Origin of the sequence: Flavivirga rizhaonensis (assembly GCF_004791695.1) — a bacterium.
In the GTDB taxonomy this organism is placed as follows: domain Bacteria; phylum Bacteroidota; class Bacteroidia; order Flavobacteriales; family Flavobacteriaceae; genus Flavivirga; species Flavivirga rizhaonensis.
The window spans coordinates 127711-152378 of record NZ_SRSO01000006.1 but is presented as its reverse complement, the minus strand read 5'-3'; the positions used below and the strand labels follow the sequence as shown (position 1 = coordinate 152378).

The 24668-nt window shown below is 34.4% G+C and carries 26 protein-coding genes; 6 read left to right on the top strand and 20 right to left on the bottom strand.

Annotation, left to right across the window (positions count from 1 at the left end; all coding sequences use genetic code 11):
• Positions 1 to 70 precede the first annotated feature (70 nt).
• Together EM932_RS06180 and EM932_RS06175 are read left to right on the top strand one after the other, a co-directional pair.
• On the top strand, positions 71 to 1420 hold the full coding sequence (locus EM932_RS06180) for a TlpA family protein disulfide reductase (protein WP_135876305.1): 1350 nt from the start codon (positions 71 to 73) through the stop codon (positions 1418 to 1420).
• Between the two features lie 13 nt (positions 1421 to 1433).
• Positions 1434 to 1913 carry a protein-disulfide reductase DsbD domain-containing protein gene (locus EM932_RS06175; RefSeq protein ID WP_135876304.1) on the top strand — a complete coding sequence of 160 codons (480 nt, stop codon included), beginning with the start codon at positions 1434 to 1436 and terminating at the stop codon, positions 1911 to 1913.
• A gap of 1346 nt (positions 1914 to 3259) precedes the next feature.
• Here the strand turns inward: EM932_RS06175 and EM932_RS06170 are convergent.
• From EM932_RS06170 to EM932_RS06140, 7 genes are all read right to left on the bottom strand, one after another.
• Positions 3260 to 3541 carry a DUF6520 family protein gene (locus EM932_RS06170; protein WP_135876303.1) on the bottom strand — a complete coding sequence of 94 codons (282 nt, stop codon included), beginning with the start codon at positions 3539 to 3541 and terminating at the stop codon, positions 3260 to 3262.
• A gap of 130 nt (positions 3542 to 3671) precedes the next feature.
• The gene (locus tag EM932_RS06165; protein ID WP_135876302.1) at positions 3672 to 3956 is read right to left on the bottom strand and encodes a DUF6520 family protein; all 285 of its coding nucleotides are present in this window, start codon (positions 3954 to 3956) and stop codon (positions 3672 to 3674) included.
• 56 nt (positions 3957 to 4012) lie between these two features.
• Positions 4013 to 4273, bottom strand: coding sequence for a DUF6520 family protein (locus EM932_RS06160; RefSeq protein ID WP_135876301.1), 261 nt, complete (start codon positions 4271 to 4273; stop codon positions 4013 to 4015).
• A 239-nt stretch (positions 4274 to 4512) separates the two neighbouring features.
• Entirely contained in the window at positions 4513 to 4785 is a 273-nt protein-coding gene (locus EM932_RS06155; RefSeq protein ID WP_262709940.1) for a DUF6520 family protein, read from the bottom strand.
• 85 nt (positions 4786 to 4870) lie between these two features.
• On the bottom strand, positions 4871 to 5320 hold the full coding sequence (locus EM932_RS06150; protein ID WP_135876299.1) for a MauE/DoxX family redox-associated membrane protein: 450 nt from the start codon (positions 5318 to 5320) through the stop codon (positions 4871 to 4873).
• A gap of 204 nt (positions 5321 to 5524) precedes the next feature.
• Positions 5525 to 6523 (bottom strand): helix-turn-helix domain-containing protein, encoded by a 999-nt coding sequence (locus EM932_RS06145; protein ID WP_135876298.1) that lies wholly within the window; start codon positions 6521 to 6523, stop codon positions 5525 to 5527.
• Between the two features lie 328 nt (positions 6524 to 6851).
• Positions 6852 to 7769 (bottom strand): hypothetical protein, encoded by a 918-nt coding sequence (locus tag EM932_RS06140; protein ID WP_135876297.1) that lies wholly within the window; start codon positions 7767 to 7769, stop codon positions 6852 to 6854.
• Between the two features lie 502 nt (positions 7770 to 8271).
• Here EM932_RS06140 and EM932_RS06135 point away from each other — a divergent pair.
• The 4 genes from EM932_RS06135 (at position 8272) to EM932_RS06120 (ending at position 10524) form a co-directional block, all read left to right on the top strand.
• Entirely contained in the window at positions 8272 to 8748 is a 477-nt protein-coding gene (locus EM932_RS06135; protein ID WP_135876296.1) for a sigma factor, read from the top strand.
• A 349-nt stretch (positions 8749 to 9097) separates the two neighbouring features.
• A complete protein-coding gene (locus EM932_RS06130; protein WP_135876295.1) occupies positions 9098 to 9289 on the top strand; it encodes a hypothetical protein in 192 nt (63 codons plus the stop codon).
• Between the two features lie 73 nt (positions 9290 to 9362).
• A complete protein-coding gene (locus EM932_RS06125) occupies positions 9363 to 9713 on the top strand; it encodes a hypothetical protein (protein WP_135876294.1) in 351 nt (116 codons plus the stop codon).
• 532 nt (positions 9714 to 10245) lie between these two features.
• Positions 10246 to 10524, top strand: coding sequence for a hypothetical protein (locus EM932_RS06120; RefSeq protein ID WP_135876293.1), 279 nt, complete (start codon positions 10246 to 10248; stop codon positions 10522 to 10524).
• A 37-nt stretch (positions 10525 to 10561) separates the two neighbouring features.
• Here EM932_RS06120 and EM932_RS06115 read toward each other — a convergent pair whose 3' ends face one another.
• From EM932_RS06115 to EM932_RS06055, 13 genes are all read right to left on the bottom strand, one after another.
• Positions 10562 to 11485 (bottom strand): zonular occludens toxin domain-containing protein, encoded by a 924-nt coding sequence (locus tag EM932_RS06115; protein ID WP_135876292.1) that lies wholly within the window; start codon positions 11483 to 11485, stop codon positions 10562 to 10564.
• Positions 11472 to 12416: a hypothetical protein gene (locus EM932_RS06110; protein WP_135876291.1), complete on the bottom strand. Its 945-nt coding sequence runs from the start codon at positions 12414 to 12416 to the stop codon at positions 11472 to 11474. The genes EM932_RS06115 and EM932_RS06110 overlap by 14 nt, the downstream gene beginning before the upstream one ends.
• A gap of 4 nt (positions 12417 to 12420) precedes the next feature.
• Positions 12421 to 12873, bottom strand: coding sequence for a hypothetical protein (locus EM932_RS06105; RefSeq protein ID WP_135876290.1), 453 nt, complete (start codon positions 12871 to 12873; stop codon positions 12421 to 12423).
• A gap of 178 nt (positions 12874 to 13051) precedes the next feature.
• Positions 13052 to 13546 carry a hypothetical protein gene (locus tag EM932_RS06100; RefSeq protein ID WP_135876289.1) on the bottom strand — a complete coding sequence of 165 codons (495 nt, stop codon included), beginning with the start codon at positions 13544 to 13546 and terminating at the stop codon, positions 13052 to 13054.
• A 4-nt stretch (positions 13547 to 13550) separates the two neighbouring features.
• Positions 13551 to 13796 (bottom strand): hypothetical protein, encoded by a 246-nt coding sequence (locus tag EM932_RS06095; protein ID WP_135876288.1) that lies wholly within the window; start codon positions 13794 to 13796, stop codon positions 13551 to 13553.
• A 2-nt stretch (positions 13797 to 13798) separates the two neighbouring features.
• Positions 13799 to 14380, bottom strand: a complete 582-nt coding sequence (locus EM932_RS06090; RefSeq protein ID WP_135876287.1) for a hypothetical protein — start codon at positions 14378 to 14380, stop codon at positions 13799 to 13801.
• 9 nt (positions 14381 to 14389) lie between these two features.
• Entirely contained in the window at positions 14390 to 14737 is a 348-nt protein-coding gene (locus EM932_RS06085; protein ID WP_135876286.1) for a hypothetical protein, read from the bottom strand.
• A 9-nt stretch (positions 14738 to 14746) separates the two neighbouring features.
• Entirely contained in the window at positions 14747 to 15073 is a 327-nt protein-coding gene (locus EM932_RS06080; protein ID WP_135876285.1) for a hypothetical protein, read from the bottom strand.
• A complete protein-coding gene (locus tag EM932_RS06075) occupies positions 15073 to 16092 on the bottom strand; it encodes a DUF7192 family protein (protein ID WP_317129357.1) in 1020 nt (339 codons plus the stop codon). Before EM932_RS06075 ends, EM932_RS06080 begins: the two co-directional genes overlap by 1 nt.
• A gap of 134 nt (positions 16093 to 16226) precedes the next feature.
• A complete protein-coding gene (locus EM932_RS06070; RefSeq protein ID WP_135876355.1) occupies positions 16227 to 17177 on the bottom strand; it encodes an AAA family ATPase in 951 nt (316 codons plus the stop codon).
• A complete protein-coding gene (locus tag EM932_RS06065) occupies positions 17177 to 21418 on the bottom strand; it encodes a strawberry notch C-terminal domain-containing protein (protein WP_135876284.1) in 4242 nt (1413 codons plus the stop codon). Before EM932_RS06065 ends, EM932_RS06070 begins: the two co-directional genes overlap by 1 nt.
• Complete coding sequence (locus EM932_RS06060; RefSeq protein WP_135876283.1) at positions 21411 to 21833, bottom strand: hypothetical protein; 423 nt, start codon at positions 21831 to 21833, stop codon at positions 21411 to 21413. The genes EM932_RS06065 and EM932_RS06060 overlap by 8 nt, the downstream gene beginning before the upstream one ends.
• Positions 21830 to 24514 (bottom strand): N-6 DNA methylase, encoded by a 2685-nt coding sequence (locus EM932_RS06055; protein WP_135876282.1) that lies wholly within the window; start codon positions 24512 to 24514, stop codon positions 21830 to 21832. Before EM932_RS06055 ends, EM932_RS06060 begins: the two co-directional genes overlap by 4 nt.
• Positions 24515 to 24668: the final 154 nt, after the last annotated feature.

Genomic DNA, 24668 nt, shown 5'->3' with positions numbered 1-24668 from the left:
CTAATAAGATGTCCAACCAGACAAATATTATTATCCTGAGCTTACTGAAAAACAAACAAAAACATAAAAAATGAATTTAAAAACAATAACAAGTTTTCTTATGTTGCTATCATACGTTGGGTTTACAAATAGTGTTTGCTCACAAAACAATAATACTAATACAAAAACTCCACTGGAAAACATAGCTGATGAAAAAACACAAGTTGAAAAAGATTGGGAGCATTTGAATTACATAAAAAACATGTTTACTTCAACTTATGAAGAAGCTGAGATCGTTAAAAAAGCAAATGTTTTTGAGTATTTAAAATATGTGGACGAACTTAAGTTAAACAGAAATAGGTTAGTAGAAGATTTTTTGAACAAGTACCCTAATAATTCACATTATGAAAAAGCCTTAAGGTTTTTTTTAAGTTCTCCTTTTAGACCTTTGTTTATTGCAGAAAATATGCCCGAAGACCAATCCCAATTTCTTTTAAAATTTCAAAGAACAAGTTCATCAAAAGAATGGGCTCAGGCACGTCGTGCGTTACCTATAGACGAACAAGCTAAAGAACGATGGTTACAATATGGAAATAAATTGATAGAAATAACTTTAGCTTCCAACGCATCAATAGATCGTAAATTACTTGTATCTATGGGTCTTATAAGCCGAGATTATATGTTAGCAAAAGAAAGGTATTTTTGTCTACCAAAAGAACCTATGGAATCTGATTATTGGGAGTCTATTGATACCTATTACTGGGCTTCTTTTCGGCAACGCCTCTATAAACTTATAGACACCTACCCAAACTCTGAGCGTTTGTCAAGATATATCCCGTCTTTTTTGAATAACCTTAAACAGGTTTCGCCTAAACTAGCAAGAACCTATATGAAGGAGTTTTTTATAAAAACAGGTAATAGTAGTCCTCTGTCTGATCGTTTGGGGGTTAAGGCTTTACATAAAGTTTTAGCGAATAATTTGGAAGCAGAGGAAACATTAGAGAAAAAATCTTCTGAAGAACCGTTGGAAATGGTATTTACATCAATGGGTGGTAAAGAAATAAACCTAAACAATTTGAGAGGTAAAGTCGTATTAATCGATTTTTGGTCCATTAACTGTGCGCCTTGTCTTAAAGAAATGCCGCATTTAAAATCGTTGTATGACAAGTATCGTAACCAAGGGTTTGAAGTGATTGGGATTGTAGCACATGGGGATAAAGCTAAGGAACTTGTAGAAGAAATTATAAAGAAAAAGAATGCCACTTGGCCACAGCGTTTAGATAATGGAGCAGATGCATTGGTAAGCTTTCACGCTTTATATAACATTACAGCATTGCCTACAGTTTGGTTGTTAGACAAGGAGGGGAAGATTGTAGATAGAAATGCAAGAGGTGAACGATTAGAGCCCTTAATCCGTAAATACTTAGGTTTAGAGAATTAAAAAATAAACACCTATGAATATATTAAAACAAATAGTACTGTACTGTTCCTTGTTAGTTTGTATAACGGCAACCGCTCAAATTTTGGAACCCGCCAAATGGCAATGTAACCTATCAAAACAAAATATAAAACAAGGAGATATTGTCGAACTAATCTTTAACATTAAACTAGATACTACCTGGCATTTATATAGTAATATTCAAAATTATAAAATCGGTCCTTTGCCCACAACTTTTGAGTTTGAACCGAATGGTAGTTATCAGCTTATAGGGGAAGTAATACCCATTGATACCAAAAAGGAATATGATAAGGTGTTTGAAGTTCATGTGAATTATTTTGAACATAGCGCAGAATTTCGACAAAAAGTAAAAATACTTTCTGTAAGTCCAGTGATTAAGGGGTATTATGAATATCAAGTATGTAGCATTGTAGATGGTAAATGCATTTTAGGAGACGATGAGTTTGAGTTTAAAATTAATACGAACTATAAATAGACGCAAATATGCAAGATGTAATCATAGTAATCACCATTTTGTTGGGTATCAATATACTATTACTTCTGTTTTCAGTAAATAGAGAAACAAGGTTGGATACCAAGACTTTTCTTTACAGTGATTTTAGGATCAAAAAAGAACATAGTAGTCATCATATGATTGAAGATACAGACATAGTGCTGAAAAACGATAAACCCCAAGAATCAGTATATTTTTTAAATATTAATCACACTGAGCGACCTGTGCTGAGCGTAGCCGAAGTAAGTCGAAGCGCGGTTTAGACTGAATTTTTAAACAATAAAAAAACAACAAGATTTAAATGAGCGCAATATAACAATGCAATGTCAAAAAGGGAATAGATATGGTTTTTAAGATTAATTAGGTTAGAGTAGTTAAAAATTTAAAATCATCTTTTCCCTTTTAACAGATGGACGAAAAAAGTTATATAAAATAATAACAAACTTATTTTTTTCATAATAATGTCTTTGAATTAGTCACTTATACAAAGAATTATTTTAAGTTGCACGGCATTTTTTTATTAGTGTCAATGGATGTCGTGCATTTTTATTAATCTTTTTGTCATTCCCGTAAAATCGAAAGATTCATGAATTCATTATTATAAAATAAAAAACAATGAATAAAACGTGAATCTCAATAATATTAGTTTGTGCTAAAAGCTTTTAACTAACGTGATAGTGGTCATTTCGACCCAGAGAGAGAAATCACATCATTATTGAAACCCTAATAGAAATGTGATGAGATATCTCAATTGTTCCTCATTTCGACATGACAAAAGAAATATAAACAATGAATATTAAAACAAAAATCCATTATTTAAACTTTTAGGTGTCAAAATATCCACTCCAAACTCCATAAAATGTAAATACATAGCGAAAAAGGAGGTTTCAACAAATTTAAAGTACATATCACTGCCCTAACTTCACATCCTTGGCGTCTATATGCTGATGAATCTGCATTGGAAGGTTCAGCTCCAGTGTTTGTGAGTTTCGATAATAATCCTTCTATCCAATTAATTTATTGGTAACCCTAAAGAAGTAGGCATATTTAGAGAAGAATTTAATAAGGAGTACAATGCGAAAACCTGTTATTATTCTACAGTATTAGATATTGTATAAGAAGTAAAAATATATACACATCCCATTACTTTAAAAGAGGGAACTGTTTTATGCACCATGTACAGAAAAAATGCTTATCCTTTAAAGAGAAAGTGAATTTCAAATTGAATTAACCCACGATACATTGTAAATGAGATAATTTAACAAGGTGTAGAATAATAACAGATTTTTTGTCTTTGATGTTTTATACTTGTCTGATACCAAGAGAATTTAGTTAACAATAAGTTTTAATTCATTATTTTGTACCAAATCAAGATCGGAAGTTGAATACAATTGATAATGGAATGGTCCTACTTGTATTTTACATAAATCACCAGTTCCAGTTATCGAACAAGTTAAACATGTTATTGTTACTTCTTGAACTCCTGCGATATTTGGATCGTCATAATAGGCTACTCTAGGGATATCACTATTAACAGTAAAAGAGCATAATGCACTGGCAAAAATAAACACAACTACTGGTAAAATCACTTTAAACATCTTTAATTTCATAATTATAGATTTTAATAATTTTTCCTACTCTTTTGTTCAGGTTTTCAGACTCCCTGTTATTTTACTTTGGTTTCTAAATAGAATTTAATTAATAGAGAAATCACTTTAAACGGATATTTTATAGAATAATTTAACAGGGATCAATTCTCCTTAATTCATTATTTGGAATAGTATCAAGATCAGGAGTACAATACAATTGAAATTGGAATGGCCCCACTTGTATGGTACATAAATCTCCAGTACCAGTTACCGAACAAAGTTCACAATCTATTGTTGTAGATTGTATTTCAGGGATATAAGGATCGTCATAATAAGCTGTTTTAGTAACATCACGATTAGTAGTAAAAGAACATAATGAGATAGCTAGCATAATCGCAAACACATGTACAATGACTTTCTTTTTTTTAGATTTCATAATTTTTTGATTTTTGAATAATTTATTTCTACTCTTTTTTGCATTAGTACTTGCTCTCAATAAACCTTTTTTAATTCATTGTCTGGGATTAAATCAAGATCATTCGTTAGGTACAACTGGTATCTATATGGCCCAACTGTTACTAAACAGTACTGACCAACTCCAGTTAATGAACAATCTGTTAATACTTCATGAACTTCAGACACAAAGGGATTATAATAATAACCTGTTATTAAATTATCTCTATTTTTAGTAAATGAAGACAATATGAGGGCAAATACAAAAACATATACCTTTAATAAAAATTTAGACTTCATAATATGGATTTTTAATAATTTTTTTTACGGGTTTTCGAATTCCTCTAACATCATTAAACGAAGATATGCCATATATTATCGTACTGATAATACACTTTATGGGGTCAGTATTCATATACCCTATAAACACTGATGTATTTAAACAACACTAATGTATAAATTCCCTTTTTTTATTTCAAAATAGTGGTTCAATAACAAAAAAAGTGTCCGCAAAGCGGACACCTTTTCTAATTAATCTATTAAGGAATAACCACTTTCAATTCATTATCTTCGATAGTATCAAGTTCATCAGTTGCATATAATTGATAAGACTCGAAAGGACCTATAACTTTAAGACATAAAGCACCAGTTCCAGTTAAAGCACATTCAGTTTCTTGAGTTTCAATCCCAGTAATATTTGGATTATCATAATATCCAGTTATCGTTACATCATTAACAGTAAATGAAGATAATAGGATTGCAAACATAAAGGCAAATAAAGGTAAACCGATTTTTAAAAATTTAGATTTCATAATATAGATTTTAATAATTTGTTCCTACTCTATTTTACAGGTTTTCGGATGCCCCTGAGATCATTGCGCAATGATATATGGTGTTTTATCCTGTTGTTGGATAAATGATTTTATGTTTTTTTTGATAGGAATGAACTTTAATACCCGTAGCTGCCATTATAACAAAAAATAGGTTAAAATAGATATGTGCTTTCCATCCCATTTTATTTAAGATCCCACCACAGGAACAAGGAATATCTTCTCGTGGCACAAAATTTAATATGATAAAAAGATAAATTGTAAATAGTGACATAAGAATTAAGGAAGCATAAAGCCCCCACGCTTTAAATTTTGGGATAACCAAAAGGAAGGCGATAATAATTTCTATAGTTGGAATAAACCAAGCCACCACATTTGAAAAATCACCTAATAAGGGGCTTTCTCCTAACTGTCGTTTAAAATTAACAAAATCGAACATTTTGTTGGTAGCTGCATATACAAATAATACAACAAGTAGCAGACAAATAATTTCCAGTAGTATATTTTTAGTTTTCATTTAATTAATAATATTTATTTTTCCGTTTGTACTAATTTTAAAATCACGAAATAATCACTTGATTATCAATGATTCAAAATTAGGAAACAAAACTTTTCTGTAAGGGATAGAAAATTGTACGAGAGGGAGAAATGCTTATCTATAATGAAAAACAACTTACCCGAGAGGGATTCTGATACTTGAAATGAATATTTTAAAAACGTATTATACGTTTTTAAACCCCTTCTCTACTTTATTAATATGAGATTGTTTTCTTATATCTCTTGGGGTGTAGTTATATTTATTCTTAAACGCTATTGTAAAATGGGAGACGTGTTTAAATCCGGTAAGGGTTGCGATTTTTTTAATAGGGACATCGCTATTTTTCACAAGTTGAAGTGCCTTGTTTAAGCGTTCGCTTTTAAAAAAACCATAGGGGCTTTCTCCGTATATGAACTTAAACCCGTGTCTAAGCCTTGATTCATTTGTGCCAATAGATTCAGCCAACTTCTTTAATGATGGAAGTGGATCACTAAGATTTTCTTGGATGTATTCATGGACTTGATTAATTTTTTCTAGGTCTCCTGGCTTTAAAGTTATCTGATATTTATAGTTTTTACGCTTTGGGGCAGCATTATTTATAGTGCTGGTAGTTATTTTTTTATACAGTTCCCCTTTCTTTTTTTCGCTATCCTTCTCAATTTCTACAGATGTAATAAATATTTTTTCATCTGAACCATTCTCACCAAGTAGTTTATCAACCAAGCAGTTCATTATAATAATGGAATCTTGTTTGGTTTTAAAGGATAGTTCTATAAATTCATTGTGGAGTTTACCCTTTTTTGACAGCTCAGACTTTAAATAGTCCCATTCTAATTTTGATTTATCGGTTAGTAACGAATTAAAAGGTTTAGCCTTTAGCTCATTTTCATTAAAAGCCAAAATTTTTTTTACACTAGGGTTAAACGCTACCATACTATCATCCCAATCCAATATAAAAATTGATTGAATTCGGTAGTTATAGGTTTCCGTTTGGTTTACAAAACCGTCATGGTAAAAAAAAGTGCTTACTTTATCCAAAGTTACATTAATAAGCCGAGCAAGGGTTTCTATCTCATCTTTCCTATGTGTTGTTTTCAATCTTATCGTTAAATTACCACTGGCAAACTCCATAAGCGCATTATAAATATGGGTTAATTTCTTTTTATCATAATCAGTATGCATAATTTTTATTTATCTGTTTTATGAAACTTTTAAAAAAGGTGTTTGGAACTAAAAAAAGAGACACCTTAAATGGATGTCTCTTTTTTAAGAATAATGAATTTTAACAACATAGATCTGCTAAGTTTCTTTATCATTTCTTATTACAAAGGTTACTAATAAAAATTATTTCTAACGTATAAATAATTGTCTCTAAAGGATTAAAGTTGGTTCGCTTTTTTGTTAAATAATCTGATATTCTATTTCTATACCTTTAATTTTAAGCACCATCCACGCATTTTTTTAATTTCCTTGTTATTCTATATAAGAAGACTATAAACTCATAATATAATTATAACCAGCCCTTACATTCAGTGATTAAAAATGAGTTGATTTTTTCTTTTTCTTTTTGGTTAAAATTTAAAGTTTTTCCTTTAATCTCAAAAATGGTTCTTATTTTTAAAGTCCAATTGTTTTTTATTTTCTCAAATTTTTGAATATTTTGTAATAATCCGTTGTTAGTATATGCTAGTTCGGTGATAAATTCCTTTAAATCATTGTTTCTTTTCATTTTAGTATAAACAGCGTCTAACTGCTGTTTTATATCCCTTTTTATAGCATACATGTATCGTTTAGTAGTTTTAACCTCCCCATCAATATTTTGGCTGTAAATTATTTTATTTTTTTTAAAAACTTCCTTTAAAACACTCACAGTTGTATCGTTAGGTTTTGGATAATTAAATAAATAATGCAACGTAGTCACTGTATCTTTTTGCCTTGAAATTACGTCTTTCCAATTACCCAAATATTCTTGTTCTATAACTTCATTATGCTTATTGTATTTAAGTAGATTTGTTGCTTTTGTCGAATCATGAAGCCGTAGCCATTCAAATTTATAGAGGTTATTATTGTTGTCGTAAAAATAATTACAGTTGGTATGGTTGCTCTCTACTTTTGTTATTTTTGATTTGTCATGTTTTTGGTATTTATAATTCCAATAATAGCGCACAAGATTGTTGGCATAGTCTTCTTCATTTCTGTAACTCTTTTTAGATACTAAAATGCTCGATTTAAAATTAAAAACACAAGTAGGAAATCCGTACCTTATATCTTGTGTTATTCTTCCATTAGTATCGAAAAATTTCGTTTGTATGCGTTCGGGTTTATTAAAATTATCATAATCAGTGAACCAGATCTGATTAACTTCTATTTGCGAAAAAGACTTATTATTAGCCATAAGCACCAATAATATATAGATAAGTTTTTTCATTTTTAAAATATATTTGTTTACTATAAATAGTAACAAGAAAATTAAAAAAATGGGTGGGTTAGTATTTCATATTCTATATAATTAGGAATATTAAAATAGACACGTATTAATCTAACCAAAAAACTTATAAGATGTAGCCATATAAATAGCTTCTAACAATCACATAGTTAAGATAACTGTTATGTACAGGGCACAAAAAAAAGAGGCAACCATTTAAGATGCCTCTTTAGTAAATATCTATAATAAGAAAACAATACGGAATACTGCAATTCCTTATTTATCATTTTCCCAACTACAAAGATTGTAGATTAAAATTAGTTTTAAAGGATAAAAACTTATCTCTAAGGGATAAAACGCTTTTAATGGGATTGTAAAATTTACCTCTAAGGGATGAAAACTTATCTTAGAGGGATTTTATAATTACATTTACTAAAAATCCTACATTTTATATAATAATTCACTTATATTTAGGGTGCTTTTAGTTAAATTAACTCCCAATATCATGACAAGTGAACCAAAATCAAAATTTAAAAATTACAAAAATCTTTATAGAATCTTATATCCTCAACTTAGTGCAGTTGCAAATCATTATGTTAATAATATAGAGGAATCTAATGAAATTGTACAGGATGTATTTCTTAACGCATGGGCTGATTACTCAGGGTTAGAAAATGAACACGATATGACAGATTTCTTTTATGATGCCGTTATAAATGCATGTGTAGACACTATAAAAGATGAACAAAAGTCAAAATTTAAAAGTTATAGAGAGCTTTTTAAAATCCTACATCCACAGCTAAGTGCCATTGCATATCAATATGTTAAGGATTTCGTGGTGGCTAAAGAAATTGTGCAGGAAGTATTCCTCAATGCATGGGCTGATTACTCCGAATTTGATGATGAAAACGATAAAACAGTTTTCTTTTATGATGTTGTGGTAAATACATGTGTTAACACTATAAAAGAGAAACAGATATAAGCTCTATATCATTTACTAAACCTAATAAGTAGCCATTGAAAATACCCCCTCTGAGATCATAGAAATTTTATTAAGTAATTTTCCAAAAGAAAAAGCCGATGCTATAAGGCGAAGTATAGAAGATTATGAGTAAAAAATAGCAAAAAACATCCATATCCTCACAAATTCAAAAAGAAAACCCATAAACAATCAAAAAGAGGTCGCCTAGAAAATTACTTTTTAGGTGACCTCTTTTTTGTGAATTGCCATGTTTTTTTTAAATACCGATTCTAAACCCACCCACTAAATACTTTTTCTTGTTATTACAACAAGTGTCGTTAATTACAAAACCGAACAAACACATTAGTGAATGGATGATACAATTAGATTTAAGCTAGAAAAAAACGGAGGGTTTTATCAAACAAACTACTTAATGATTGTAGAAGGAGGCTTCAAATTTAGAATTGAAATGGAAGAAGGAAAGCTAAAAATTACTAAAATTGATTCAAGTAATAATGTGGTGTCTGCTTCAGGGGTTCCTAATCCAGTTTACATTCAATAATTCTAAAATAGTTTCGTGTCTATTAAAAAACGTATTATAAAAACAACTTGACATTATGAAAATAAAAATTTTTATGCTATTCACATTAATCTTTGCAAGCGCTTATTCCCAAACGTTAATTGATTCTACGCAAATAACAAAAAAAGTTCAAGCTGACCGTGATTGGGAGAGTTTAGAATATGCAATGACCAACTTGTTAACGGATGCCTATAAAAATCAACCTACTCAAAGGCTGATAACCTCAGGCGTAGTATCTTATAATGATGACCTCATAAAAGAGGTATCGCAATTATTTGATACGTTTAAGAAGCTATATCCAAAAGATAAACGCAGTGCTAGTGATGTACAGATCTGTTTTAACAGCTCTGTCGAACCTTACTTTTTACCAAAAACACAACATATAATCCCTTATAGTCATAAATGACGTTCAATAATTAACGCATCTGCCAAAGACGATAAACGTTAATCCGTTACATTATAGGCGCTCCTTGTTTCTGTAAATTGGTGTTTGTTAAATAGCAATGGCAATCACGTTATATTTTACATGGGTAACACAAGCAAGCCTTATATAATTGAGACGATTAAGGACGGATAACAACCCATACAACGATTCCGAAAAATCATGTCGGGGGGACATGCCAGAATCAGGTATAGGTTAAAGCAGTACAGCAAAATAGTGAGAATATCATTATAAAAAAATCATGGGAGCGAATTAATTAATAGTTGAAGCCTTCCTATACAAAGTTCCGGATATACGCTGACTCTCATCAGTGATGCCGGAACTGCGTATTTGATTGGTTTTTTATTATTCCTATAAAAACACTACGTATAACTTCATGCGAATATATAATTGTAAACGTCAAGAAAAATAATAATTGGGTGGTTAATATTGCTCTGATGCGTAGGTAGAAATAATAATTAGAAACCGTTTCCATCCAAAAAAGTTAAAAAACCAAATGGACACTATGTTATGCGTTATTATTTTTCAAGATGACAGGGCTTTTGAATCCTTTCTATGTATATTAAGAATTATAAGAAAAGCAGGAGGACAAACCGTTGGTCATAGCATGCAAAGTGAAAGTCTTATCATTAAAATTGAAAGTGAAAATCCCGATGCATTTCATAGACGATTTAAAGTACTTTATTCATTCAATTATAGATGGATATACATAGATGATTTTATAGATGGAGCATTAGATAATGTGGTTTGGGAAAAGCTTTACGGCATTATTTAATACAACCTTGAAAGTGAGAGTAATTTAACATATAAAATCAAATAAAAGGGCTAATGTTCCCATTTTTGTGAAACCTTAGTTTATCAGAAATCATTTTTATTATGGCTTCATTTTTGGTTTGATAAATACAGTTTCCTTCAAAATCCTGCTCATTCATTAGCATTTTAATTTTGCGACTTTCTTCTTGGTCGATATAGCGCTTCGCAGCCCGAATAAAAGCTGAACGACTACATCCGAGTATGCTTTGCTCGCGCATATTAATGTACACGAAAAAACTCTTTTGGATTTTGTATTGTTGTTCCGTAATTTTTCCATTTGCAAAAGCATTTGAACACAATTCGTATTGCTCGTCCACTATGAGTTGGGCAATACGAACCATTTCGTACTTGGGAATACGATCACGATAGCGCGTAACATCATCCACCTGATGATGTAAGCGTAACCAGGTGCAGTTTTGCCACTCTGAGGTTGTTATTTTTGCTACCGATTGATGCGTTAGCAGAATATCGATACCCTTGTGACGCACGGTACACAAGGCACCTATCATCGACTGTCCTTTTGCACCTGTCATATAATGGTCGATGTCGTCAAGGACAACCAGACCATTTTTAAAATGCTTCATTATTTTAGTTATGACTTCTTTTTTTTGGTCGTTATCCATTGGTGAACCATCGGGATTGAACGGACGTATTCTACGGGATGAGACTTTTGTAAAGGCTTTTAGATGATCTGGGCTTACCGTTCTAAACTTCGGGTAATCGTCGTCGTTTGTATCAAAAGCCAAAACTTTACGCCCTTTTTTTCCAACTGCAAGGTGATTCATCATATAGTGTTTGATCTCCAGCTTGTTTCGATATGTTTTTCCAACACCTGTCTCACCACAAACAAGCATAATCATGGGTTGGCGTTCCTGATCTTCCTTTATATGAATCGCGCCAGGATTAGATTTACTTTTCTTCATTCGTGTCCGTTTTTTTGTCTTCAGCAACCTCAAGTATCGAAACATTGGAAAATTCATCATCCACTTCTTCAACTTCAACATCTTCTATGATGGGTTTGGGTTTAGGTGTTTTAATAGGTTCAGGTTTCGCCTCGACAACTTCCTCTACTTCTTCATCTATTGCTTCCTCTACTTTTTCCTCTAAAGGTTCAGAATATCCCTTTTCTGCTCTGATGATATCCAATATGCGCTGTTCCAAAAGATTGTTTTCTGCCCGAACCTCCATGACCACTTGCCCTTTTTTGATAAGTATGGAAGCAATTGCACCTAGCAGTTGTTGTTCTGGGGTTAGCTTCTTTGCTTTTTTACGCAGCACTTGGGCAAGCAATGGGCGTAATAACGCCATATCCTCTGCATCGAGTTTTATGCGTTTGACATTCTTCTCATTTTGGTCGTCTATAACCTTTACGATCTCCTCGAACTCGTAAAATTCTTTATGCTTGGTGATTTTTACAAAGAAACCACCTCCAACAGCCAACATATTATTGGTCATCCCCAAAATGGCATTGGCAGCTTGATTAGCTTGTGCCAATGGTACTTCAAAATCTTGGTCAGTTATTGGCTCCTCATTTTCATAGCCTTCTCCATTAATGTCCTGCTCTGGAGCATCCAAAGGCTCATTAGCTTTTTCCTGTTCAACAGATGCTTCCACTTCGCTGCGAAAATCAGTGGTATTGTTAGCATTTAAATCGTCAATGGTCTTAGGCTCTTTTTCAGGTTTCCATACATTCCAGTTCTTAGGCTCCTCATTAACACTTTCACCACCTATATCTTTTTCGATTACGGGTCGGTTAAGCGGGCTATCGTTCTCCTTTTGTATTTGTTCAAATGGGATGTCATCAGAACTTGTGGTCAATGCTTCTTTTATTTCTTCAGTTGTTTGGTTCTGCATGGTGCTAGTTTAATTTTGCAATAAAATTGATCGTATTGTTTTCCAAGGTTTTGAACTTTTCTACAAAAGTTTTGTAGTACTGGGGAATCGATAAAATTTCATCACATTTATGGTAGTTATAAAGAATGGCTCTTTTGGATTGTTTGAAATTCTCGCCAATTTTGGCATAGCTAGTTTTGGTGTATTTCTTGAGTAAATAATAGCAAGCCATACGTGCCTCTCTGTATTCCTGAATGGTACTTGAATAAAAGTGTTCTTCCTGTAGATTGAAAACTTCTATAGCTTGAGAAATGATAAATACCAGAAGTAGTTTTACCTTTTCTGAATCCTTTGACTGTAGTTCGGTATTACCAGAAAGATTGTCAATTACTTCTATGGTTTTGTTCAGACCAAACTTGCCTATCAAGGTATCGATACTCTGCTGTAAGTCGTGATAATCGTATACTGTTCGCTTCATTTGGCATGTGCATAATTTGTTCTGTGCCAAGCTAATGAATATAGGCTTACAGTAATTTTACAATTGTTTCATGCTATGTTTTCAGAATGTTTATATTTCCAATATGTGCCATTAAATGAAATTAGTGTTATACCAATTCCATTAATTATAAAATGGCGCATTATAATTAATTTGGTATTTACTTTAACTCAATTCTATATCGATACTTGAATGTAGAAATTCTTATAACACGATACTTGCCTATGACGGTATCCCAACCTAATGGTGCTTGTAATCCCAAATCACGCAAAGTGGTACGTCCTATAGTATCGGTAAGCCCCTTTTGTACGAGTTCGTCCAATATTGATTCATCGCTTAATTTTTTGGACTTTTTAGATTTTATCTTAATGTTTACTTCTTCGACCTTTTCCGTTGTGGGAGATTCTTCATTGGCTTCATCAACTAGCTCATTGTTACTGAGCGTATCGGCATACTCCTCATCAAGATCTTCCATAATCTCCAAATCCAGTGCCTCTAGTTGCTCTAGTAACTCATCCTTTTCACAATCTGAAACAGTTTCAAGCAATTTATACATGCGGTCAAAAATGGCAATCTTTTCTTGGATAGGTTGTAAAAGTGATTTTATTATGAGATTATTCTTGTAGAGAAATATATGGTGTTCAATTTTTTTCATAGTGTTATGCCGTTATTGGACTTTTTTTTGAGTGCTTTGCAAGCGAGTTTTCCACAATATTTGATAATGCTGCTGTGGCAAGTGATGTTACAATGATGATGCCCATAGTTTTCATGAGTTCGGCTCCTTTAGGCACTTGAAACTTAAACTTCTCATTTTTATCATTCTTGCCTAAGTTGTAATAAAGGAAGGCTTCAGCAAAACCTATAATTAGCCCAGCACTTGTGATAATTAGGACTTTTTTATTCATAGTTATTTTTTGATTTTTTCTTCAATTTCATCGTACTTGTCCTTAATAGCTTCTACACCTTCTTTAACATGAATGGTATTAATTCTAAAGGCGTTTATAATTTCACGATAACCACGAAGTAATATCTTCTCAGCTTCTTTTTGAACCTCCAAATTTTCTTTAAGGTTTGGTGGAATTAAATTGCCAATAGAAATAAAGTGTTTTTTGATTTTTTCGTGACGTTTGGGCTTTGGTTTTTGGGGTTTACCTTTTCGCTTTTCCTCATTGTACTTACGTATTTTGATTCGGCATTGTTTAATCCCCTCACTTAGCGCATCAAGTTCTTTTTTTGTGTCCTTGGATAGCTTTTTTTCCTCTTTTCCCTTTGGTTTTGGTTCAGGATTTTTTTTCTCTTTAACAATAGCATCTGGAGCCAGTTTTTCTACCAATGAAAACACCTTTTCAATGTTGTCTTTTGCTATTTTGTTAAAAGTCTCTTTATCCGTAGCTTCATTATAGTCTTCTAATAAATCTTTGACCGCTTTTTGAAGTGTTTCTGGTTTTACTGCATCCAGTTTAAGTTTTTGTAGTTTTTCTATTGTCATGATCTAGTATTAAGCTGCAATTAATAATTCAAGTTCCAGTTCCAAAAGTGCCAAGGCTCTTGATCGTTCCTTTTCTTGAATCTCTAAAGTTTCTTCAGAAGAAGATACTTTCTGTTTCTTTGAGTTAGTTTGTTTAGGTGCTGCTGATTCTTGTTTTCGATTTAAGATTTGATACAGAAGCGTATCTGCTTCCTGTACTTTTTCATCAGATTTTGTATAGTTGTTCGAGGTGTTTTTAATGACTTCCCATGCTTTGACTAAATCTAATTTGCTTCCTGTGTGTTGCAGGATTTCATCTTGATTTTTTATGGCAAATGTGTTAAGTTCCTTTGGTTCGATGTCTTTTGTTTTATACATAATCTTAATTTATAGTTTATGGTCGATTGCAAATTGCTGATTGTAAAGTGATTCTAAACTCCAAAAAAAGGCGTTTGCTTCCTCTTGATTTGAATAGTGTATTGAACATAACTGAGGCGTGCCGTCTATTTTAAAGCATTCGTAGCGATAATATTGCAAAGGCTTGTCGATGTTGGAAATGTCAATGGTTGTCCAACGTAAGATTAGTGTGTTTTCTCGCATTGGAGATACCATAATTTGAAAATCCCTGCAATTTTCCTGACATCCTCTGTTTATTTCAATAGCCCTATCCATGATGTTTTGGATTACGTTTGATTTTAGTACTTTTTTCTTCATCAGGCAGCCAACTGTTTTTTATAATTCACGATAATCTGTGCAACTTCCTTTACGGCTGAATCCATTGCGTAACTTTGCTCAAACACAAAACCTTTCGGGTTTAGAGTAGCAACAAATCCATTGCCCATATCTGCGGTGATACGCCCCAATCCACTCGGAATGGTCAGACCAAAATAATTGCTCAATGCTATGAGTGCTTTAAAGCCGCGATACCTAAAATAGCGAGGGTCTGAACTGATAAGCAACAACTGGTTCTTGTCCAGTTTGTCCTGGAACCGTTTTACACGTATGCAAGCCATTGTTGCTTGATTTAAGAATGATGTTCCTAAAAGAACATTCACTTCTACCGAAATACCTCGTAGTTCCATAAACGCTACTAATTCAGAACATGCAAGTCCCACATACAAAAGCTCGTCGCCTTTTATACGGGCATTTGCTCCCGCCATAATATAGAGCTGCAAGGACGGGTAGGACATTTGCTTGTCCTTGAAATAGGCATACACACTCTTGACCGACGTTTGAATTTGATGATTTTGAAGTTCGATATTCATCTGGCTCACGTTAGTATCAATAGGTGTATTTGTATTAATGGGAAAATTTTTGAACATGGCCATTGAAGCACGTTCAAACGAAAAAACACCTAAGCCACGATCATTATATGCTATTTTTGGCTTTGGCAATACGGCATCTTGTAAATGTTCTAAATATTTTGTGAGTTTGTCTTTGATTTTGGGTTGTATCTTACGAAGTAATGGCATTCCCAAAAACGTGCGGTGATTGTCTAATGCTTCAATACTTTTCGGGGTAGGTGTTCCGAACCAATCTGAATTGGAATTTATATAGTGCTGCGAACCCTCTTTCACTGTTACCCATCGGGATTTGTTCTCGACGGATAGCCTTAGTGTTTCTTCATCTACAAACTTATTAAAGGCAAGCACACTATCAAATAAAAGATAGTTGTACTTGCCTTTTGAGAGAGAAGTGCTATTATGTTTCTTAGGGAGTCCCATGTACTTCATAAAAGTAATTTATGAGCTTCTGATTGTTAGGGTTCAAAATTGTGGTTCGGTACGTTACCTTTGAGAGGTGACAAGTCATTTTAAGAGGTTGGTATTATGAGTATATGGTTTTTTCGTAATTTTTTTGGACTTCATTATCCAATCCGTCTTTTATATTCCTTTATAAATTCTGGTTTCATCACACTGCCCTTGTATTTGTTCATTAAGCCTTCAAGATTGACTTCACTCTTGATGTGTTCTGCTTTCTCACGGTTCATTGCTAAAAAATAGCTTTCTAAAGCATCTTTCAGAGTCTTTCCATTTGGGATTTTATGTAAAGTTTTTCCAAACTCATCTTTCATTCCTGTTTCTCGCTTCATCTCCAGTTCATAGGCACGTTCCAAGTTCAGCATGGTACGAAGTGTCATAATATCTTCAGTATCGTCGTCACCAGCTTCTTTCCCTTCGTATTTCAGAATGGATTTACGGATATCTAAGCAGATATTTACAACGACTGGATAGACTAATTGACGCTCCAATGATTCATTAAACCCGATGCGATAAATAGAACCACTAAATCTATCTAAAAGAGAGGCATCCTGTTTATTGTTCCCTACGTAATTTCCACTAGCTCCTTTTCCTATCACGTTACCCGTAGCAATACAGCCAAAGTTTTTATGCTTTACAATGGGGTCATTTTTACCATTAAAAATAATGGCATCTTCTTTGGCGCTCTTAGCCAGTGCATCGTTAAGAAGTCCTGCGGTATTGGCATCCAATTTCGGCATCTCGTCAAGGATTAAGATTTTCCCATCTCTCCATGCTTCTATCAATGCGCCTTCTTTATATCCTGAAATGGTTTGCCCTCCTTTGATGTCAATTGGAGATGTCCACTGGTTGCAATTAACAATAGTAAAAGGTAATTCTTTTCCATCATTTTCTGCACGACCAAATAAGGCATAGGCAATCTTTTCTCCCAAAGTTGTTTTCCCAGTTCCTGCACTCCCTACAAGATATGGATTGTTGCCAACACTGAGATCATCAATAATCTTCATAAACTGTGGGATTTGTTGTGCTTCAGGAACATCAAGTTTCATATTGTTTATCATATTTTGGCAATTTGTAGTTGAGCAATCAATTCATCAATTACAGTTATATCTGCTATGGCATCTTCATAGAAAACACGCCCCAATGCTTGTGGTGTATACGTTCCAAAAACAAACTCGGAATTACCATCCTCATGAGGATTGTTTGTGATAAAATAGCCCAAAGTCTCTATCGCCTCATGTAGTGGCAATTTCCTGCTTCGTTCTACAACCTTATTGAAATCATTTTTTAGTTCGGTTTGTACAATAATCTCTTTCCAAATTTGGTACGGCTCCTCAACGTTTTTAAAAATGGGGATTAACGAATAATTATACTTTTCTTTATCTGTAAGTGCCCTGTTATAAATGACAACACCAAATTCGTAGGTGTCATTTGGCTCATCATAACTAACAAATCCAGTCGTTGGATTGCTACCTTGTCCATACACCCTACCTAATTGGTATTTAAAAGTTCCCTTTTGCTGTTTGGTCTTTGCTTTCCAGTCATCTTGATTTTCGACTTCCCAATCTTCCAGTTCACGAGCTGTCCCCAAAAATTGCACCCCAAAAGCATCCAATCTGTTTAAAAACAACTGTAAATTATCTGTGTGCAAGGCTCCAGTCATGTCTCCTGCATTTTGTACAAAGTTTGGTAATTCATCTGGGGATTGACCTTCATCATGCTTTAAAAAACGACGTAAGCTCTCATCGATGATCGCTCCATATAATTCTTTTTTAACTAGGAATACCTGAAAATAATTTTCGCTTATCCGCTTGATGCGAAACTGTAACTTATGGTCATCAAATTGGTCATCCACCTGAAGTTTATCAATAATGGTATAAGCTTCTGAAATGGGAAGTACAGCACTATTCTCGCCGTCTTTTCCATAACTACGTGACATAAGAATGCCGCTTTTGATAGTGCCGTCCTTGGTATTGTATTTAATGAGTTTGTTCTCAGTGCCTATTTGATTAGAAGCACTTACTATATTTTCAGTTAAAATATGTCGTCTTTCCCTTTTTGATGATGCTTTTTTGATAAGTGCATTCCATTCCAAATTGACCATTTGTACATCTTCCACTTTGACCTCCTTACTTTCCGTAAAAATGAGACTGATAAAGCTCTGCTCCGCTGGTTGCAGACTATAGGTTATAACCTTACGGGAATCTGTAACTGCAAATTTTAAACTTATATTACTTAGGGTATAGGGGTTTTTGGATTTCCCGATACTTACTCCAATAAAAATCCCCCAAGAGGCTTCTAGGGAAGTCCCTATAAATGGTACTTTAACCACATCGCCTATATGCCAGAAATTGATATAGCGTAGTATGGTGCTATTTATATTTTCAAGCCCTGCAATATAGGTTGCCGTTTGGGACACCTTCTCATTGATAAGTTCCTCTAGCTTTGTCCAATCAGACGTAATTTTTTCATTCTCTTTTTCTGTCTCACCACTTCCACGTTCAGGTAGCCCGTCACGATCTTTTTTAAGCTTCTCAATGGTTTCCATACGCTTTGCCTTTCGCTGCTCTATGAGTTTTGGATAGGCTTCACTGATCTGGTCTTCCAGTCTATTACGCACCTCTACGGGCTTTTCACCTCCAAGCACATCCTGTAGTCGGGCATCAATTTCCTGTTTGGTAAAAGGGCGCTTTAGATTGTTTATAACGGTTACGTCTCTCACCGTATCTTTTCCGAAGGGGGTTACACCTCCTTGTCCCTTTTGAAACAGAAACCGTTTTTTAATTTCGGCATCTAAAGGCAAAAACTCAGTTTCCAAATCGTAAGTACCTTGTTGTTTTTCCAGTTTTATTTGAGCATCATAACGTTCTAACAGTTCGTTGTATAAAGCGTCCTGATCTTCTACCTTTAAGAGTCCCGCACGTCCTGTAAGTTGTCGTATGGTTCCTTCTTTAGACTCGTTGCGGTCACGGTCACCGTCCCAATTTTTATGATAGGACGGATAGCCTAGTGTCTCCAACATTTCGGGGTTTTCGTCAATCCAACTCCAAGCAACCACATCGCCATACTTGTTAAGAAAATCGGCACTTTTAAGCGTGTCGTCATTGGTTTTTTGCGACCCTGTGGTATTAGCATCCAATGATTTTAGTTTTGCCTTGAGCATAGTCATTAAACGTTTTTCCATAGGAATATCGCTTGTGATATAATAATATTCTGGCAACACCATTTGCCCAGTTCTATTGATACGCCCTCGCTTCTGGACTTCTGTATTGATATCTAATTCAAATTGATGTACGATCATGGCACGTTGCCTTTGATCCTTAAAATCTTTACTTGCATGTGCGGAAGACCCTGTACTACCACTTTGGTTTATAAGTAATACATCATAATCACCATTGTTAAACAACCTGAAAGACCTTTCCGCATTACTTCGGAACGCCTGCACAACGGTTTCATCATCTTCAAAACGAAGTCGTTGATTACGACCAGTAACTTCAGCTACTTTAAAATAGTTATCCTTATGACCTCCTAAATGCTTTGGTTTTCTTGACTGCTCGATAAGATGGATAAGTTCATCTATTGGGGAAATATTAAGCCCGGTGCTTTCCATTAACATCTTTTTTTTGATGTCCTCATAAATATCGATCCCATTCTGTGGTAGTTCATGTAATAGGACACGTTCCCTTGTCTTGCTCCCGTCGATAGCTGTATGACTGTAATAGAAAAGACTGTCAAGCCCTCTAACCAATGTCCGAACAAAATCCGTTTCATCATTAGGTACAATATCCCCACTAACCAAGTTCATTTCCTTAAGAAATGCACCCATAGTGGATTTAAAGGCAATGACCACTTTTTTATCTTCTTTGAGAAGCTTAATGGTGTGTTCTGCCACCTCTTTAACCTTGAGAGCGAACAACATTTGGTCAACAATATTGAACACCCTTGAGAAATAGGGGGACTGCTTTACGCCTAAACCTCGCGGTTTTTGTTTTACACGCTCTCCTTGTGATTTTGCTTCGTGATGAACGTCTTTTAGTATTGGTGTGATAAATTCCTGTTCAAACTGTACCACTTCGTTCATCAAAGCAATAATACGGTTAACACTTTCTCGGTTCTTGCTCCGTTGGGGTTCCTGACCCAATACAATGTAATCCACTTTAATACCCTCATTTGAGCGTTGTCTGCGAATGAGTTGCCCACTTTCAGAAAGATTGGAGGCTACTATCTCTTGCAGTGCCAAACCACCGCTAATCATTGCTCTTACAAAATGGTCGTCTTTCAGACCTGTTTCTGCAATGGCAGTTTTTTTAGCATAAAAAGGCATGACCTCTGGATATTTAGCAAATGTGGCACTTAAAAAACAGCAGGCTTTTGTTTGTGGAAGTACTTCTCGCATCCATTTTCCTATAATGGAATTATAACCACCAGCCATGTGTGATTCGTCCAAAATAAATATAACTTTCTTATAGCGCTTACTTCCTTCCATGCCATTGGCAGTTATATCCTCTAACCATCTTCGCTTATAAGGATGTGCTGATTGTATTTGAGAATAGGTACAGAAGATCATATCATAGCCTATAGGTAAGTGATCTAACGTTTCTGGAATTTTTATGAATGGTACTTTTTCTGGGTCAGGTAGTTTCTTACCAATTTTTTTATGCCATTCTATAGATTCACGACTTTCAGTTGAATATGCTACCTCATTTACAAGAAGCTCAAATTGCGCTTTACTACTCATAGGTGAAAAGACTACATGCCCATTGGCATCTTTGATTTTAGCATCCGTGTCGGTATTTACAATAAATGGATTGATATTCGAAAAACCAATAGCCTTTAAATCCCGATACATATCTGTAAAAAGGTCAGGCTTTTTTGTAAAGAAAACGGGAAGGTAACCCTGCATAACCGCATGTCGTATCACCGCAGCAGCCTGCCGACCTTTACCGATTCCCGTTTGATCTGCTATTATTAGTCCTTGTTCGTTCTCAAACTGTTTTAAATAAAGCCCCACGGCATCCACTTGTTCTGCGCCTAGTCCTTTCCATAGTTTTTTGGTCGATTCGTATTTAAGTGCGTTACGCACATAATTATCGATGTTTCCTTTTTCCTTTACAATACGATTTAGGGATTTTTGTACCTCAAACGCCATGTTTCTTGGAATAAGGGTATCCATCACATAGGGTGCTTTGGACTTAGGGATATATGGTACAAGCGCTGTTTCTTGTTCGGCTAACTTAGCCACTTCTTCTGCGCTTTGTTTAAATTCATCCTCTTCTATCTCTATTACTGTATCAGTCATTTTTGAATTGTGCTAGTGCTTCTAAGTAACTACGAAGCGTGGTTTCTGAATAAATTTGTATGGCTTCATCTTTACTAATACCGCCATGCATCAAGGAATCTTCAGGCAAGGTTTTATCGAATTTATCCCAACTTTCTTTTAATGTCCATAAAGCGCATTGCAGTTTATCCGTGTGGATTAAAAAGGCTACAATTTCTTCGATTGTTCTACCATCCGTATAGGTGATTTCCAAATAGTTTTCAATGAGAGCAATGGTATTTTCACCACTCCCTACGGCATGGTCAACAAGTTGATCTATTTCAAAGTAAATGGCTGCTTCATGATCTTCAAACCGCTCAAAAGGGACCGAATTTGTGACCATAAACAGTTTGGCACTGTTATCATTGGGCATGAGTTGATTGTTGTAATATATCATGTCTTTGCAATTTTAAGTTGTTGGATAATAGTGTTGATTGTGGGTTTGATATGTGACTTTACACGCTTCCAGAGTTCGGAAAACGTTTCTACTATGGTTTCTAAATATGGTGCTTGCTCTTGGGTGGGTGCTACGCCACCTGGTTGCGTTTTACGTCCTCCAATAAGAATGAGCATTGTTCTTTCTACTGCACCTTGCCTGTTGTAGAGTTTGTAACTGTTCATATTGATAACATCATCCACTATATAGTGACGGTAGAGCCAATTAAAGAATGGGCGATATTTGGCAAGCAAACCATCCGCACCAAAATAAATATGCCCCATGATGATGATAGCTGCTCTACCATGATCTGTCATGGTGTAAAGGGCAAACCCCGACATAAGGTGTTCCAGACGAATATTGTTTGCTACACCCAAATTGTTTTGAAAATACTTTTGTGAGATACGTTCTTTATCAAATTTTGATACTTCCCACTTAGCAAATGGTGGATTAGTCACTACAACATCGTGTACTTTATGCATAGTTTCTGGAAATGGTTCTGCTGCATTTTCGGTGGTGATCCTACCAAATTTCTGATACTCCAAAGAGTGCTTTCTATTGGTGTCGATCTCATTAACGTGGGTAATTCTTGGATTTGCCCCCATGACCAATAAGCCATTCCCCGCACTTGGTTCAAAAATGAAGTCGGCAGTTTTCATTTGGGTATATTCGGCTATGATAGCCCCAATGGGACAAGGTGTGGAATACTGTTTATAAAGTTCCTTGCTACTGTCTGAATACGCATAGGTAGGTTGTACATTGTTCCAAAATTGTTCCATTTTACGCAGACGATCTTCGAATAGAATAGGTTCCCTGTAAATCATTTTGTACCATAGTAGCCATGAAAGTTCGACGGCTTCCCACAACATTCCTAAATTGGGAGCGCCTGTTTCTTCCTTAAGTATCTCAATTTTTTTCTTTGATAAGCGTTTGGATTCCGTATAAGCAATGTGCATTACCGCAACGACTCGGTCTATATAATCTTTTTGCTTCTTTGTTTTTTTCTTTTTGGTTTTTGTCTGTTCCTTTGATTCTTCAGGTACTTCGTCTTTATTGAGATAATCTAAAATCACTTGTTTAGACTTTTCTAATCGTTCTATTTGCCAACTTATATCAGAATAAATTTCTTTAGATTTTTTATCGGTCTTCGGTTTTCCTGTTTTTGAATTGATGACCTCCAGACGTTGCTCCACAAACTCCATCAGCTTTTCATCTATAATAGCAATACCTTTTGCCAGATCTGCAATAGGTCTAGCGTGTTCAACAACTGCCCACCATTTATGCTTGTCTTCATGTGCTTGAACTTCTACCCCCAAAGGTGAAACACTTTTATATCCAACATGAATGTTTACATAGGGATAATTGAGATCAGTAGGAAACCCTATGTCTTTAAAAGCTTCACGACCACGACTTTCCCATTCTTGTAATACAGTAGAGCGATTTACATCAATACCAAAGTCTTTGGGATGTGCCATTTGTGATAATTGGAATAGTTCTAGCCCAGAAGCTTTATTAATGTTGTCATCGCTAATTTTATATAATTCTGGAAACTTAATCTTTAAAAAATCTCTCTCATTAACATATAATCCTCCAGATTGAAATGGTTCTCCAGCTTGGGCTGGAACCAATACATTTTTGACTATATGATCTCTGGAAAAAATGTCCTTGGCAATGGATTTACCTTTTGGTTTTTTTTTGGTTTCTAGTATTGTAGTACCATCCAAAAGTTGGGTTAACTTACTCATAGATGCAATGGCTATTAATCGTGAGGGTGCATCGAGATCGTCAACCCAATCTTTAAAGAGTTGGATGGATTTTAATAATAGTGTCTTGAAATGAATGTCATTTTGTTCTTCAGCTGCTTCTTCTAAATCAAAGAGTGTCGTTCCAATGATAGTTTCAGATTCGCCTTCTAAGGTTTCTTCAAGAGTTAGTAATTCTCCAATGACTTCATTAAGTGTTTCTCTTAATTTTAAGGTTTCAATTTCTTCTTCCTTAACAATGGGCTTTTTTAACTCTGTAGTTTCAGGAGTTTTACTTTCTTCAATTTTCTGTTTTTCTTCTTGTTTGGGGGTATACTTCTCTTCGTTTTCAGGCTCTGATACTTCCTCGTTAAGAATTAGTTTTGTTTGTTTATGACTGTTTGCTAAAGAAGGAGTTTCTGAAATTATTTTCCCTTCCTTAAAAAGGGAGCGAGCTTTTCGCTTATAGTTTCTAGGAAATACTTCCAAATGTTTAAAATCACCCCCATAGGTTTCCATTGCAAAACGCGAAGCTATTTCGGCAGCCACCTTCTTATAGGAATCAAACAGTACATAATCCTGAGTTTCTGCTTTTTCTTCTCCCTTATAGTAGATAGTTACAACACTGAATTTGTCGGTGTCAATATTTTCTAAAGAAGGGCTAAAGGATGGTTGTATCTCAACTGTTCTCCAATCGTCTCCTTTATCAAGAACTTCCTTTAAGGACTTGGTAAAATGGTTATAGGCTGGATGGTTGGCTACATACCACATTTTTGGATTGGATAAAGACTCCTTAAAGCCTAATTCCCTAATAAGGAGAGCCAACTCTTTAATAGGCTCTTCGCTAAAGCGTAATTCTATCCCATTTTTTACTCCGTTATACGCAATTGATAATCTCATCTACGGTATTTGAAAAAACGCCTTCTTAAAGAGGTGTTTTTGACTTTATTAATGATAAATATAGGTGGAGTAAGGAAGGGTGTAAGCGTATAGAATTGTAGTGCGGTACGAAAAACGACATGCCTTTACGACACAACTGTATTTAATTTTAGGT